Source organism: Engelhardtia mirabilis (assembly GCF_007748095.1).
In the GTDB taxonomy this organism is placed as follows: Bacteria; Planctomycetota; UBA1135; order UBA1135.
The window spans coordinates 6163405-6178607 of record NZ_CP036287.1; the positions used below are offsets into that span (position 1 = coordinate 6163405).

Genomic DNA, 15203 nt, shown 5'->3' on the forward strand with positions numbered 1-15203 from the left:
TACGCTCCATGCTCACTCTCGCCGGCCTGCTGTTGCTCCCCGCCGCAGTCCCCAAGGTCATCACCGTCGACGACAGCGGTGGCGCCGACCACGTAGCGATCCAGGACGCGGTCGAGGCCGCCGACTGGGGCGACACGATCCTGATCGACTCGGGCACCTACTCGAGCTTCACGGTCTCTTCCACCGCGTTGACCGTCGCCGCGCGCAAGGGCGCCGTGGTCGATCTGATCGGCACCGTCGCCGTGCTCGACATCGGCGCCGACGACCAGGTCCTGTTGTGTGGACTGCGCGCCCAGGGCAGCGGCGGCCAGCCGGCCCTGCGGGTGGAGAGCTGCGACGGCTCGATCATCATCGACGGCAGCCTGTTCATCGCCCAACTGGCACCCACGAGCCTCAAGCCCTGGGATCCGGTGGCCGGGCGCATCCGCGACTGCGCGGCGATCTCGCTGATCGACACGACATTCTTCGGCGCCGACAGCAACAAGGCCTTCTCGGACCAGCCCGCCGGCGCCGGGCTGATCGCTGTCGACGCGCAGATGCACCTGGCGAACACCTTCGCGCAGGGCGGGCGAGGTTCCAACGCCAAGCCGAACCACGCTGCTTCCGAGGGCGGCGCCGGCATCGTGCTCGACGGCGGCGTCTGCCATCTGCAGGGCTCGCACCTGTTCGGCGGCAACGGCGGCAACGGCCTCTCTTCGGCGCCGAGCTGCTCCGGCGCCGACGGCGGCGACGCCCTGACCTCCGTCGGTGCGCAGGTGTTCTACCGCGCCACGGACTTCTACCCGGGCAACGGCGGCAACGGCGCCCTCGAGGGCTGCGGCTCGGGGCCCGATGGCAACGAGATCGCGCCGGTGGGCGGTTGGATCGAGGAGCTGCCTGGCACCGGCTTCGCCCTCGACGCCGGCCCGAGTCCCGCCATCGAAGGCCAATGGCTGCAGTTCAAGTGCAGCGCCCAGCCCTTCGACCTGGTCGTCCTCGCCTGGGGCTCCGCTCCCGACTTCAGCACCGTGCCCGGCCTCGACGGGCTGCGCCTGGTGGGCGAGCCGCTGAAATTCGTGAGCCTCGGACTCATCCCGCCCAGCGGCAGCATCTCGATCGGCCTCCCGGCGCCCCAGCTCGGGCCGGGCTTCGAGGCGATGACGCTCTACTTCCAGCTCCTGAGCTCGAACCCCCTCTCGCCCCTGAACGTGCTGGGCGAGAACGCCGTCATCGTCGTCCTCGACAGCGACGTCTGAGGCGGCGCGGCCCCGTGCCGCACGTGAGCGCTCGATGATGGCGGCCCCCCGCGCACGTGGGTGGGCGAGACTTACGGGCAGCTTGCGCGCCAGAGGGGATCCTCCGGGGGACGACGTCCGTCGCAAGGACGGACCCCTTCGCGCGCAGTGCAGCTCCGTCCCCTCGGCCCACCCTCGCCCCCATGTCGATTCTCGCCAGCCTGCTCGTCGCCACTCCCCTCGCCCAGACCATCACGGTCGACGACAGCGGCGGCGCGGACCACGTCCAGATCCACCAGGCGGTGCAGGCCGCGGCCGAGGGCGACACGATTCTGGTCGCGTCCGGCAGCTACGCGGGTTTCGCGGTCGACGGCAAGGGGCTGACGATCGTCGCCGACCTGGGCGCGGTGGTCGACGTCCTGGGCAGCGTCGCCGTGGTCAACATCCCGCAGACCTCCGGTGTCGTGCTCTCGGGCCTGCGGGTCCAGGGCAGCGGCGGACAGCCGGGCCTGCGCCTGGAGAGCTGCTCCGGCTCGGTGGTGATCGACGCTGGGCTCTTCATCGGCGAGCAGGCGCCCGACACGCCCATGCCCTGGGATGGCGCCGGCGGGCGCGTGCGGGCCTGTGCCGCCGTCTCATTGATCGACTGCGCCTTCTTCGGCGCCGACGCCGCCAAGGGCGTCGCCGACCAACCCGGGGGAGTGGGCCTGAGCTCGATCGACTCGGGGCTGCACTTCGCTGACGTGTACAGCCATGGCGGACGGGGCGCAGACGCCGAGTCGACCCATCCCGCGACCCACGGCGGCTCGGGCGTCGAGCTGATCGGTGGACAGTTCGTGGTGCAGGGCTCGCGCCTGTTCGGCGCGCCGGGCGGCGACGGCGTCGTCTCCGCACCGAGCTGCGCGGGCGCCGACGGCGGCCACGCCCTCGACAGCTACGCCTCGCGGGTGTCCCATCGCGCGACCGACTTCTTCCCGGGGGCTGGCGGCGACGGCGCCGTGTCCGGCTGCGGCGACGGCAAGGACGGTCGCATGATCCAGCTCACCGGCGGCACCCTGCTGGAGATGCCGGGCCCCAGTCGCGCGATCGACGCCACGCCCAGCCCCGCGCGGGAGGGCGAGTGGATCCAACTGCGCTTCCGCGCCACGGGCGGCGACCTGGCGGTGCTGGCCTTCTCGATCGAGCCGGGCTTCGGCAGCGTGCCCGGCCTCGACGGCCTGCGCCTGGTGGGCGAGCCCCTGCGCCTGCTGACCCTGGGCGTGGTGCCCCCGGGCGGCAGCATCGAGACCGCCTTCCTGGCCCCCGACCTGGGGCCTGGACTGCAAGCGTTCGCGCTGCACTGCCAACTGCTCAGCGCGAACCCCGCCGCGGCGCTGACCGTGCTGGGCGAGAACGACTACCTGCTGATCCTCGACGATCAGCTCTGAGCCGAGCGCACCGCGGTCAGGACGGCGTCGACCTCGATCCCGTTCATCGGCCGGCTGCCACCGCGCTCGGGCGCGCGCACGATCACGTGCCCGGGGCCGAAGGGCCCGGTCCGTTGCGGATCCGCGGGGCCGAAGAGGGCCACGCAGCGCACGTCGCAGGCGGCGGCCACGTGCATCGGCCCTGTGTCGCAGCCGACGTAGAGGGACAGGCGACGGTAGAGCGACACGAGCTGCGGGATCGAGGTGCGGCCGACCAGGTCGCGGATCCGCGCGCCGTCGGCGGCCCCGCAGGCGGCCGCGGCCCAGTCGCGATCCTCGGGGCCGCCGGTCAGCACGATCGAATGACCGTGCTCGGCCAGGGTGCGTGCGAGCTGCGCGAAGCGTTCGGGAACCCAGCGGTTGGGCGGCTTGCTGGCGCCGACGTTGACCGCGATCGGAGCGGCGCCGAGCTCGGCCACGAGGGCCTGCGCCCAGGCCTCCGCCTCAGGCTCGCGCGGGAGCTCGCGCATGGGCGTGAGGTCGGTCGCGCCCAGGTGCGCCGCGAACTCGAGGGCCTGGAGGATCATCGGCGCGCGGCGATCGCCGGGGGCGATGTGCTCGGAGTGCAAGAGCCAAGAGAGCTCCTTTGCGCGTGCGCGGTCGTAGCCGACCGTGCGTGACGCGCCGCAGAGCCGCGCGACCAGGGCGCTCTTGAGAATGCGCTGGAGGTCGAGGACGACGTCGTAGCGCTCCGCGCGCAGCTCGCCGACGAAGGACAAGAGACCCGCGATGCCGCCACCGCGCTTCCACAGGTGCACGCGATCCACCCACGGATGTCCCTCGACCAAGGGTAGCGCCAGGTCGTGCACGGCCCAGCCCACGTGCAGGTCCGGGCGCGCGCGCCGCAGGGCGCCGGCGCAGGCCAGGGCGCCGGTCACGTCGCCCAGGGCGCCCAACCGCACGATCAACACGCGCGCGGGAATCGAGTCGCCGGCCGTCACCGCGCGCCGCTGCCCTCGATGAGCCACGGGGCCGAGGCGTCGTCCTCGCAGGCGCAGCCGATGGGCGGGCCCGGGGGAACACGCGGCGCGGCCGGTGCGCGACGGGAGTCGAGCGGCTGGCTGAAGAAGAGCTCGAGGGTGAGCTGCTCGTGCAGGGCCAGGCCCAGGGTCGATTGGAGTCGGCCGTCGGCCTCGCGCCGCAGCTTCAGCGACGCGAGGGCCGCCTCGCGCACGCCGGCGCTGGTGCGCCGGTCCGCGATCAGGTCGAGCAGGCCTTCCAGCAGGCGCTCGCGGGCCGCCTGGTGCACGGCGCGGTCCCAGGCGTCGCCCGCTCCCGCGGGGGCGTTGCCCGGAGCCGGCCAGCCCCACGCGATCAGGGCCTCCAAGACCCCGCGCGCCCCCGGCTGGTTCGGATCGTCGAGGGACTGGATCAGCGCGCGCTCCAAGCGCTCGCCATCGAGCAACTCGTCGAGCACGAGGTCGGCGGCCAAGGCTGCCGTGGCCAGGGGATCGACGAGGGTCGTGGACGGGTCGAAGCCTTCCCGCCCGCGCGGCCGGCCCGGAGCCGGCGGCGGCAGGATCGCGCGTACGCGCGCGGGGAGCTGCAGCGCCTGCGACGAGAGGGCGTCGATCAGTCCGGCCAGGGCCGCGCGCTGGAGCGTCGAGTCCACGGCCGCGAGCGACGGGGCCGGTGCACCACCGCGCACGCCATGTTCGTAGTCGTAGCCGCCGAGCACCGCCGCCGCCGCGGCGACCTGATAGCGGTGGTGCAGGAACAGGGGCACCAGGGCCAACTCGAGGTCCGCGAGGGGCCGACCCGGGCGCAGGGCCCCCTCGCCAAAGCGAGCCAGGGCCGCGGCGCGCACTTCGAGCGCGTCCGCCAAGGCCTGCACGGCGTCGTTGCCGTCGTCCCAACGGTGCGCGCGCGGATGGACTCCCGCTGAGGCGTCCTCGTCGGTCAACAGGGCCAAGCCCTGCCGATCCATCTGCGCCATGACCTCGGCCAAGCCTTCGGCCTCCCCGCCGGCCCCGAACTCGCGGTAGCCGTACTCGATCGCGAGCACGTCCCAGCCTCCCGGGCCGTCGCGATAGGCGTCGGACAGGTCGATCTGGCCGTCCTCGTCCAAGCGCACCCGCGGCGGCGGGTAGTCCATCACCGACTCACGCCCGTCGCCGACGCCGCTGGCCGCGAAGTGGTGGCGCAGGCCGAGGGTGTGCCCGATCTCGTGGGCCGCGAGCTGCCGCAGGCGCGCCAGGGCCATGGCCATCACGCGCTCGTCGCGCCCCTCGCCCGCGTAGGGCGACAGCAACCCCTCGGCGATCAGCACGTCCTGCCGCACGCGCAGGGAGCCGAGGGTCACGTGCCCCTTGAGGATCTCGCCACTGCGCGGATCGACGATCGAGTTGCCGTAGCTCCAACCGCGCGTGGAGCGGTGCACCCACTGCACCACGTTGAAGCGCAGGTCGTGGATGTCGGCGCCCTCCGGCAACAGCTCCGCCTTGAAGCGGCCCTCGAGGCCGGCCTCCGCGAAGGCGCGCTCCCAGAAGCGCGCGCCCTCGAGCAGGGCCGAGCGCATGGGCTCGGGCGCGCCGCGGTCGATGTAGTAGACGATCGGCGAGCCGTCCGCGGGCAGGCGATGCCGCGCGATGACCTGGACCTCGGAGGGCTCGTCCGGCGCTGCGTCGAGCTGGACCCAAGTGCGGGTGAAGTAGCCCGAGCGCGGATCGGCCGTCCGCGTCGCCATGGGCACCTCCGGCAGGGCGCAGAAGCCGTGGCGCACGCGCAGGGTCACCGCGCTCGGGTCGGGCGTGGTGGCGCGCACCTCGGGCCCCGGGTCGTCGCCGGTGAAGGTCAACAGCACCTCGACGGTCGAGTTGTCGGCGAAGGTTCGCAGGCCGTCGGCCAGGATCGCGCTGCGGTCGCGCGCCAGGCTGAAGGAGCCCTGGCCGGCCCGATCGAGGGCCTTGGCCACGCCGTGGGCGTCGCGCAGGGCGAGGTCGGTCAGGTCCACCAGCACGCGGCCGTCCTGCTCGGCCACGATCGGCAGGGCCGCGACGACGCTCTCCGCGAAGGCCTCGCGCGCGGCGCGCTGCACCTGTTCATCGTCCAGCGCGACCCGCGCGTCGAGGTTGGGCGCGACCAACTGCAGGCTGCGCCCCGCGCGGCGGGTGACGAGCACGAGATTGGTCCCGATCTGACCGCGGTCGAGGCCCACGTCGTTGGAGCCCAGGCCGCGCACCAGGGCCTCGACGTAGAGCATGGGGGCCGCGTCGGACGAGGCCGGAAACTGCGCCAGGAGCAGACCGGCGTCGACGTCGTGGTAGAGGTCCACGAAGCCCTCGCGGCGCTCGAGGCCCGCGGTGCGCTCGTCGATGGTCGGCAGGGGCGCGGTGGCCCATTCGGGCCGCTCGGGCTCGGCCGCGACTTCCGCCACCTCTTCGAGCGGCGGCGTGGGCAGGGGCGCGATCGGCGCTTCTTCCTGCCGCGCGGCGGCGGGGGGTCCACCGAACGTGCCGGCGGCGAGCAACAGCGACGATCCGATCCCGAGGCGGCGGAGCTTCATGCCGCCTCTTGTAACCTGGGGCCCTGCGCCAAGCACGGCGCGGCACACCATGGATCGACGCACCCTCGCCCTCGCCCTGCCATTGCTCGCCGCATGCGGAGGGAATAGCGCCGACCAGGACTCGGCGACATCGGAAGGGAGCACGGCCGGCGCTGCGGACGAGCAACGCGCGCAGCTCGTCGACTGGCTCGGCTTCGAGCCCCCTCAGACCGCCAAGCTCGACGTGCTGTACACCCTTTGGGAGGACCAACGCACGCCGCGCTCGCCCGCCGACGGCGCGGGCTCCGCGCGCTTCGTCGGCCCAGCGCCCGAGGCCGAGGTCGGGCGTCCGGCGCGCTTCGAGTTGGACTACACGGCGGGCCCCTTGGGAGTCGCCGAGGGCGGCGCCATCTACCTCCAAGCGCCACCCTTCTGGGGTTGGAGCACGCCCCAGGCCGCGGAGCCCGCCGCGCCCGGCTACACCACCTTCGAGTGCGACGCGCAGGACCTGCGCTTCGAGGCCCGGGCGATCGACACGCAGCTCTTGGTGGCGGTGGTGCGCGGGCGCGACCTGGCCCCCGGTGAAGTGGTCCACATCGTCTACGGCGCCGGGCCCGCCGGTGTGCGCGTGGATCGCTACGGGGAACGGGACACGCGCCTGTGGCTCGCGGTCGACGGCGACGGCGACGGGGTGCGCGCCCTGGTCGACGACGCGGAGCTGGCCTTCGACGTGGCGCCCGGCCCGGCCTCGCGGCTGTTGTTGCACCTGCCGGCCACGGCCCATCCGGGCGAGACGATCACGGCGACCCTGGCCGTGGTCGACGGGACCGGTAGCGATCGCGTGGAGTTCGAGGGCGCGATCGAGGTCGAGGGCCTGCCGGGCGACGAGGCGCCGCGGCGCTTCGAGTTCGGCGCCAGTGACTCCGCCAGCCGTCGCATCGAAGTCGTCCTGCCCGAGGCGATCTCGACCCTGCGCCTGGTCGCGCGGGTCCTCGACGAGGCGGGCGAGGTCCTGACCGAGACCGAGTCCAACCCCTGCCGCGTGAGCCCCGCCAAGCGCGTGTTGTTCTGCGACCTGCAAGGGCATTCGGGCCTCTCCGACGGCACGGGCACGCCCGACGACTACTACACCTACGCGCGCTACGTGGGCGGGCTCGACGCCGTGGCCTTGACCGACCACGACCGTTGGGGCCTCGAGCCGCTCGAGACCACGCCGGAGCTGTGGGACACGATCCTGGCCGCCTCGCAGGCCCACGACGAGCCGGGGCGGTTCCTGGCACTGACCGGCTTCGAGTGGACCAGTTGGCTCTTCGGCCACCGCCACGTGGTGCACCTGGGTGCGGCGCGACCGCTCCTGTCGGCCTTCGACCGCGACTACGACACGCCGCCGGAGTTGTGGGCGGCTCTCGATGGCACCGACTCGCTCTCGATCCCCCACACCCTGGCCGGCGGTCCGGTGGCGGTGGACTGGAGCGCAAAGCCACCGCTCGAGATCGAGCCCGTGGTGGAGTTGGTCTCGGTCCACGGCTCCAGCGACACGCCCGCCGATCCGCGACGGATCTACTCACCCGTGGACGGGCACTGGTTCGAGGACGTGCTCGGGCGCGGCTACCGCTACGGCATCATCGGCAGCGGCGACGGCCACGACGGGCACCCAGGCATGGCGCACCTGTCCGCGCCCTGTGGAGGTTTGGCGGGGATCCTGTCCGAGGACCTGACCCGCGCCGGCTTGCTTGAAGCTCTGCGCGCGCGGCGTTGCTACGGCACCTCCGGCGCGCGCATCGTGCTGCGCACCAGCCTCGCCAGCCAGCCCATGGGCGCCCAGATGTCCGCCGCCGACGTGGGGCCCGAGCCGCAGCTCCTGATCGAAGTCTTCGGCACCGCGCCCCTCGAACGCATCGAGATCGTGGACGAAACCGGGATCGTCGTCGCCGTCGACGGCGCCAAGGAGCTCGAGCTGCGCGCCCTGGTCCCGATCCCGCCGCCCGCCGCCGGCGGCCTGTTGCGCGTGCGCGTGCTGCAGACCGACCGGCACATGGCCTGGTCGAGTCCGTACTACTTCGATTGAGCGGGGTAGACGCGCGTGGCGTGTCGCAGGCCCGGCCGGCGCTCTTCAGGCCAGCCCCGTGGTCTGGGCCGGCATGAAGTTCTGCGACCAACGGATCGGATCAGAGACCAGGGCTACTGCTGTCCGAGCACCACGTCGAGACCGTTGGTGAGCATGAGTGCTCCACCGACGTCCAGGGAGGCCGCTTGGCTGTAGATCGCAGCACCAACGATCTGACACGAATCGGGGATCTCAACCTGGAACGACACGCCGGGATTGGCGCTCAAGATCAGCCGCGACGCCGAGAGGTCGCAGAGCAGCGTTCCCAACGAAGGCAGGGGAACATTGGTCGCGACCGCCGAGACCACGAGGAAATCGACCACGGCACCAATCTGGAAGCTCGAATGATCGACGACCGGGTCCCAGACGGTTCCGACCACCGGACCCTGGCTCTGACCTATCAGTAGGGCCGCGGGATTGGGAGGCACCCCGAGGCGGACCACCTCGGAACTCGCCAAGGACGAGACGAGCGTAGTCGAGACAGCCGGAGCAGTTGGAACAGCCTCCCAGTTGCCAGCCTCGTCCTTCGCCCTAACGGCGAAGCCATAAGTCGTGTCGAGCACGCCTGGATAGCTTGCGGACTGTTCAGCGGTCGTCAGCCAAGGCTCGAGCGTTCCACCGTCAACACTGACGTACACCCGGTGGAGTTCGATTCCGGACCCGATGTCGGTTGAGCTCCAAGTCAATCCCACCTCGGCGCAGCCCGCGATCGTCGGGAGCAGCCCGACGACGGTCTCGGGCGGATCGACATCCAGCGTGTTCGTCCAACTTGGCGTCAGGATTGGCTGGTTCGAGTCGAACGTGATCGACGCCACGTTCTGGATGACGGTGCCAGTTACGAGGCCGGCCGCGGGAAGGACGTCGAACAAGACAGCGCCCTCACCGTCCGGGGGCGTCAGGTTGGGGGGCAAGAACCCGCCGAACGGGTCCTCGGGAGGGAGACCCGTAGCCGGATCTACCGAACGGAATCGCCAGGTGACTTCGCCGCTCGAGGGCTCGAGCTGACCGAAGACCTGCACCTCCAACGCCGTCGATACGGGTACCTGTAAGGCGAAGGACGTCCCTGCCGGCGGAAGTGCGGCCTGATCTCCGAAGGAGACGGCGCCGAATCTGAAACTCGACAGGTCCACGAGGGCGGGATCGAGCGTATCCCGGATGACCACTTCCTTCGCCGGAGCGGTGGCCATGTCGGGGTCGTTCTCGAACTGGATGGTGTACCGCAGAGGCTGCGAAGCTGCGACGTACGCCTGCGGCCCCACGCCCTTGGAACCGCCCTTGGCATTGGGGTCCCACGAGTTGATGACTTCGATCACGTGGGCCTTCACGTTGGACGAGATATCGAGTGCCGCGATCTGGCCGACCAGCACGTCCCCGTTGAGTCCGAGCAGTTGGCCCAAGCCCTCGACGAGCCCGCTGGAGTCGTAGTAGCAGACCTCCCCTCCCTGGGTCCCAGGAGCAGTCGTGCAATCGAAAGTGGCGAGTAGCTCCGGCGGCAGCAGGGGGCAGAACGTCTGGCCTGCGGGCGACGAGGCCGTGCACGACGAAGTCGAGACGGCCGCGCAGCTCACTGTGGGGTAGAGCAGCTGGAGTGCCAGACCGAGGCAACTGATCGAGCTGGGCTGACAGCCGGGGTTGGCGAAGTCGTGCCCATACCAGGGGACGAACTTGGCCGCGAGCTCGGCGACATAGGCCGGCATCTCGGCCTCGGGTTTCGGCGCAAAGCCGAACATGTGCTGGTAGGTGTAGCTCTGTTCGCCAACAACGTAGGTCCCGTTGGCAGAGAAGGCACTCTGCAGCACCTTGTCGCCCGCGAGCGACCAGTAGAGGTCCCCATTAGGCGAGAGAATCGCGAGCTGCTGCTCCCAGGTGCCGTCGGGCTTCTGGACCATGAAGAAGTGGAGATACCCGGGCGAACCGGGATCCCCCGGGCCCACAGGCTTCTGACCTGCGGTGCCGCCGACGCTGCCCGGCAGAGCGGGCAGAGCGGGCAGAGCAGGCAGAGCAGGCAGAGCGAGGTTGGATTCGGAGACTGCGACTTGGGCGTTCAGCGAATCGAAGAACGACTCGGCGATCGCCGTCTCCAGGGCCACCGCTCCGCTCGCCGGTCCGATCAGGCGCAGCTTCACCGCCCTCCCCTCTCCAGCCGCCAGGCGTGGAATCAAGATCGACTCGGTCACGTCCTCGGCAGGCACGACGAAACCCACCTGCTCCCCAAGCTGGTAGCCCACCCCGCCCGGGATAGTCACGCTGACCACCCCCATGTGGGCATCCGCGTTGCCGCTGTTGCCGTAGGTCAGCCAGAAGTTCTGCTCGCTCCCAGCGAGAATCTGCCCAAACCCGGAGATGTCGACCCAGAGCTCTGGACCGGTCGACGGCACCACCTCGAATGACATCGGCACCACGAAGACTACTTGCCCGCCTTCTTCGACGACGACGTCGCGCAACCCGAGTGGTTGGCCTGCGAGATCGAAGGTTGCTTCGAGCGAGCTCCCAGTCACGCTGACCTCTGTGGCAGCAGCATAGAGGTCGGGCGCAGACCCCGAAGCGAGGCGTACCTGGGGCAGGAGGGGGATTGAAGGCCCGGAGACGACGACTGTGACGTATTCGCCTTGACCGCCCTGGCCCGGATGGACTGCCCCCTCGACGCACTTGCCGAGACTGCCAGCGGCGTGGATCGCCGCCACTTCCTCCGATTCCAGTGCGCGGCGGTACAGCGACACCTCGTCGAGGGATCCGTCGAAGAAGCCGATGTTCTCGGCCTGACCGAGAGTCAGAGGTGCCGAGACCTGAGGAATCGTCGTGCCGACGATGGCAGAGCCGGCTGCCACTCCGTCGACGAAGATCGTGAGCTCGATTCCGCGCCGGACGACGGCCAGGTGGTACCACTGACCAACGGTCGGAGTGAAGGGCACCTGAGGGCTGAACGACGAGGGCGTGGAGGGTCCGTTGATATGAAAGTTGAGGGCTCCTCCGCCGAGCGCGAAGAACCACTTCTCTTGGTTACCCGGGCCCTCGTCCTGCCCGATCAGAATGTCACCGGGGTGCCCCACGGACCCACTGCCAGCGGTGTCGAATCTCGCCCACAGCTCGATCGTGAAGTCGTCGCCACCGAGGTCCCAGACCGGACTGTCCGGGATGCTGACGAAGTCGTTGGCACCGTCGAAGGACAAGGCGCCCGCTACCAGCCCGGGCACCGGCGTCGGCCCATTCGCGTGGGCGCCGTCGAGCCCAGCGACGAGATCTTCGGCTCCATCCGTTGAGGTCTCGTCGAGCGGCCACCAGGCGACCGCATTCGTCGGGAGTGGCAGGCACTCTTGCACCGCGACCGGATAAGAGTGCAAGAACGACGCGAAGGCCATCGCGCACAACAGCTGCAACATGAGTATCTCCAGGCTTCTTCGGGGCGGTCGAATGACCGGACTCAAGGTCTCGAGCGACCCTAGCCGAGTCCTCGGGAGACCGCAACTCGGCCAGTCCTGACCAACCGGACGACGGAGCGCCGACTCACAAGGACAGGCCCCCGGACTTGCGCCTGGCCCGTGGGGCGTCCCAGAAGGGCGCAGGCCAGCGGCCCGCCCGCCGCCGCGATACTCGCCGATCGCTCCGACGCTCGCACGGGGGGGGGGGCGAGGTGCGACCCATGCCCCCAGGGCCGCGCCCGCCGCCGGCGGCCTGTTGCGCGTGCGCGTGCTGCAGACCGACCGGCACATGGCCTGGTCGAGTCCGTACTACTTCGATTGAGCGGGGTCGACGCGCGTCGTCACGCCGCGCGGGACGTGGATGTCGAGGGGCCAGGACTCGATCAGCTCGCCGCCCTCGCCTGCGTAGAGCTCGAGCACGAGTTGGCGCGCGCCCTCCGGCACGACGCTGAAGTGGACGCAGGCGGGGGTGTCGGAGCGCAGGGTGCCGAGTTGGGCCGGCGTCGGCTCGGGCGAGTCGGCGGCAACCCATTGCAGCAGGGCGCGAGCATTCGGCGGCAACGTCAGGTCCGCGGGGAGCTCGACGTCCAGAGATCCGGACCATAGCTCCAGCTCGAGGGTGTTCGTGCCCTCCGCGAAGCTGCGCCGGGCGCCCAGGGGGATGGGGTAGCTGCCCAGGTCCACGCTGGCCCGCAGCGGCACGTGCGCCGGCACCGACAGATCCAAGCGGCCGTCCCCGTCGAGCCCGCTGCCCCACTGCCTCTCGGCGTCTGCCGTCAATTCGAAGAAGGCGCCGGCCGCTGGCTCGCCGTTGTGTCGCAGGTGCACCGCGACCGTTGCTGCGGGCTCGGCGTCGAGCTCCAGCGCGACGGCGCGAGTCTCGCCCGGACCGAGCGGCACGTGGAAGTGGGTGGCCCAGTCGCGCGTGATCACGCTCTCCCCGAACTGGACCAACAGCAGGTGATTGCCCGCCGGCAGGCCGTCGAGGATGAACGCCCCGTCGGCGTCGGTGGTCGCCTCGAAGGGCCCGGTCTCGATGATCGAGACGCTGTGGCCGGCGAGGTGGCGCGCCGGCGGTCCGACGATCCGCCCCTCGATGCGGCCGGTGGGCTCGAGGTCGAGGTCGCCGAGGTCGAGGAATCCGGAGGGAGCCCTGCGGAGCTCGGTCAGGCGCGCGAAGCGGTCGTCCGCCGTCCGGGCGTGGACGCGCATGGCCAGGGGCGCGAGGTCGTCGAAGTGGAAGCGACCGTCCTCGCCGCTGGTGGTGGTCCGCCGCTTCGGTCCCCTGGTGAAGCCGATGCCGCCCAAGTGGACCGCGGGGGCCGCGGGGTCGCCGTCGAAGCCGCGCACGGACGTGCTCGAGTAGCTGTCCTGATTGCGAAGGACGGCGGCCATGGGATCGGAGTCGAAGGCTTCGACCCCGTCGATCCCCTCGCGCACGGGTTCGACGCGACCGAGCTCCCCCTGGGCCAACACGACCAGGGCGCCGGCGACCGGCGCGCCGTCGCGGACCACGCGACCGCTGAGCGACGGCGCCCGTGCAAGACGCAGGATCTGCCCCTCGCCCGCGGCCCGCTCGGACAGCACCACGGCCCGCGATGCGTAGCCTTGGGCGGCCACGTCCAGGACGTCACTCCCCGGTTGCGCGTAGAACTCGACCCAACCCTCGTCGGTCCGACGCTCGCTGCGGGCGGCATAGGCGAGTCGCGGCGTCGGGTCGGTGCGGTACTCGGCGGCGAAGCGGTCGACTTCGATGACCACGAACGCCAGGGGCTCACCGGTCGCATCGTCCACCAGTCGCACGCGACAGGGCGGACCCAAGGGGAACAGGACGAGCTCGATGCCCTCGGCGCCAGGCTGCACGGGCATCCCGAAGTAGGGCTCCTCGTAGCCGGCCGCCCGGGCACTCAGGATGCTGCCTTCGATCGACGGCAGGGGCACGTCGAAGCGCCCGTCCTGGTCCACCTCGAAGCTCCAGCCCGGAGCCCACCGTCGAGTACTGACGACGGCGCCGGTCAGGGGCGCGCCGGAGGGGTCCAAGACTCGACCGCGCGCGCGCGGCGCCCGCTCGAGCCGGATCTCGCCGACCTGCAAGGCCTGCAGCGCCGCGACCTCGACCGACATCTCCCGCTCCAGAAAGTTGGCTGCGAGGACCGTCGTGCGCCGTTCGCCGGGCTCCACGTGGTCGCTGGTGAAGTACCCGTCGGGGTCCGACCGCACTTGCGGCGCGCCGGAGACGAGCACGATCGCGTCCGCGAGGCCCACACCCTGGTCGTCGACGATGCGACCGGACACGACCCCGGCGTCCTGCAGCACCAGATCGCCGACGTCAGTCACCGCGCCCTCGCGCGCGTCGAGCTCGGCCCATTGGGCGGAGCGCTCGGCGCTGAACTCGACCTCGCGCTGCTGGACCGTCGGTGGGCCTTCGAGGCGCAGGAATGCCCGCGGCGCGCCCTTGCCGGGCACTTCCAGGAAGAACGAGCCGTCCAGCGCGGAGGTCGCGCTGACCGACCAGTCGCGGCCGCTCAGGTGGAGCGACACGGCTGCGCGCGGACTCCCGTCACCGTCCACCACTCGACCCACGAGGCGCGCCGCGGCGGCGCCCGGCTCCGCGCTCCGGTCGGCGAACACGCTGGCCTCGCGGCGAGCCTGGGCGACCACGACCGCGGGCCCGCCCGGCTCGATCGAGACGGGAGCCATGGCCAGCTCGGGTTCCACGAGCGGCGCCGTGAGTCCGGCGGGCGAGCTGGCCCGCTCGTCGGGGCCGCGGTCGAGGAGGACGAACAGGGTTACAGCGCCCAAGAAGAGGGCGGCGACGAGCTTCGACATGACCAGGACTCCGGCTCCGAGGGTTGCCGTTCCGGCGGCCAACTGCGTGGCTCCGGTGGGCGCGAGATCGGGTCGGATGGAGATCGGAAGCGCCGGCACGATCGCGGCCAGGCCGCCCCCGGCCCGGTCGCGCTCGAGCGAGTCGCGCAGCAACTCGAGCCCGCGGCGCACGCGCCAGCGCACGGTGTCGGCGGGCACGTCGAGCGTTCGGGCGATCGCCGCATTCGAAAGCTCGCCCTGGAAGCGCAACAGGAGCGTCGACCGGAAGGGCTCTTGCAGTGCCTTGAGGTGCTCCCACACGCGCTGACGCTGTTCGCCCACCTCGAGCAGTTCAGCGGTCGAGGGCAGGGCCTCACTCGCCGCCACGGCGCGTTCGCGCCGAAGACGCCGTCCGTCGGCCCGTCGCACGCGCCACAGGAAGCGGCGCAGGCCGAGCAAGAGCCGCCCGCGGTCCACCGCCACGGTGCCACCGCGCGAGGCCGCCAACCAGGCCTCCTGGCAGGCGTCGTCGGCCAGGGTCGGGTCCGACACCAGCCGCAGGGCCAGGTTGCCGAGCCAGCGCAGGTCCGCCAGCTCGCGCCCCAGGCCAGTGGCGTCACGCGCCGCCCTGTCCGAATTCCATTCCATCCAGCACTCGAAACCCCGCCCGCGCCGCGAACGCGAACGGCAATCGGAGGAATCCTG

General features: G+C 71.3%; 7 protein-coding genes. 3 read left to right on the forward strand and 4 right to left on the reverse strand.

All coding sequences use genetic code 11. From position 1 onward, the window contains the following. The first annotated feature begins 8 nt into the window (after positions 1-8). Together Pla133_RS22760 and Pla133_RS22765 are read left to right on the forward strand one after the other, a co-directional pair. Positions 9-1235, forward strand: coding sequence for a right-handed parallel beta-helix repeat-containing protein (locus Pla133_RS22760; RefSeq protein WP_145069596.1), 1227 nt, complete (start codon positions 9-11; stop codon positions 1233-1235). A 182-nt stretch (positions 1236-1417) separates the two neighbouring features. Next, positions 1418-2641, forward strand: a complete 1224-nt coding sequence (locus Pla133_RS22765; RefSeq protein ID WP_145069598.1) for a right-handed parallel beta-helix repeat-containing protein — start codon at positions 1418-1420, stop codon at positions 2639-2641. Here Pla133_RS22765 and Pla133_RS22770 read toward each other — a convergent pair. Further along, positions 2632-3648 (reverse strand): glycosyltransferase family 9 protein, encoded by a 1017-nt coding sequence (locus Pla133_RS22770; protein ID WP_419191867.1) that lies wholly within the window; start codon positions 3646-3648, stop codon positions 2632-2634. The two genes, Pla133_RS22765 and Pla133_RS22770, sit on opposite strands and share 10 nt — an antisense overlap. Then, positions 3618-6185, reverse strand: coding sequence for a zinc-dependent metalloprotease (locus Pla133_RS22775; protein ID WP_419191868.1), 2568 nt, complete (start codon positions 6183-6185; stop codon positions 3618-3620). Before Pla133_RS22775 ends, Pla133_RS22770 begins: the two co-directional genes overlap by 31 nt. 49 nt (positions 6186-6234) lie before the next feature. Here Pla133_RS22775 and Pla133_RS22780 point away from each other — a divergent pair, with 49 nt between their 5' ends. Then, positions 6235-8232, forward strand: a complete 1998-nt coding sequence (locus Pla133_RS22780; RefSeq protein WP_145069604.1) for a DUF3604 domain-containing protein — start codon at positions 6235-6237, stop codon at positions 8230-8232. 113 nt (positions 8233-8345) lie between these two features. On the opposite strand, the gene Pla133_RS22785 is transcribed toward Pla133_RS22780, so the two are convergent. Beyond that, positions 8346-11651 carry a LamG-like jellyroll fold domain-containing protein gene (locus Pla133_RS22785; RefSeq protein WP_419191869.1) on the reverse strand — a complete coding sequence of 1102 codons (3306 nt, stop codon included), beginning with the start codon at positions 11649-11651 and terminating at the stop codon, positions 8346-8348. Between the two features lie 348 nt (positions 11652-11999). Further along, complete coding sequence (locus tag Pla133_RS22790) at positions 12000-15146, reverse strand: hypothetical protein (RefSeq protein ID WP_145069609.1); 3147 nt, start codon at positions 15144-15146, stop codon at positions 12000-12002. Between the last annotated feature and the right edge of the window lie 57 nt (positions 15147-15203).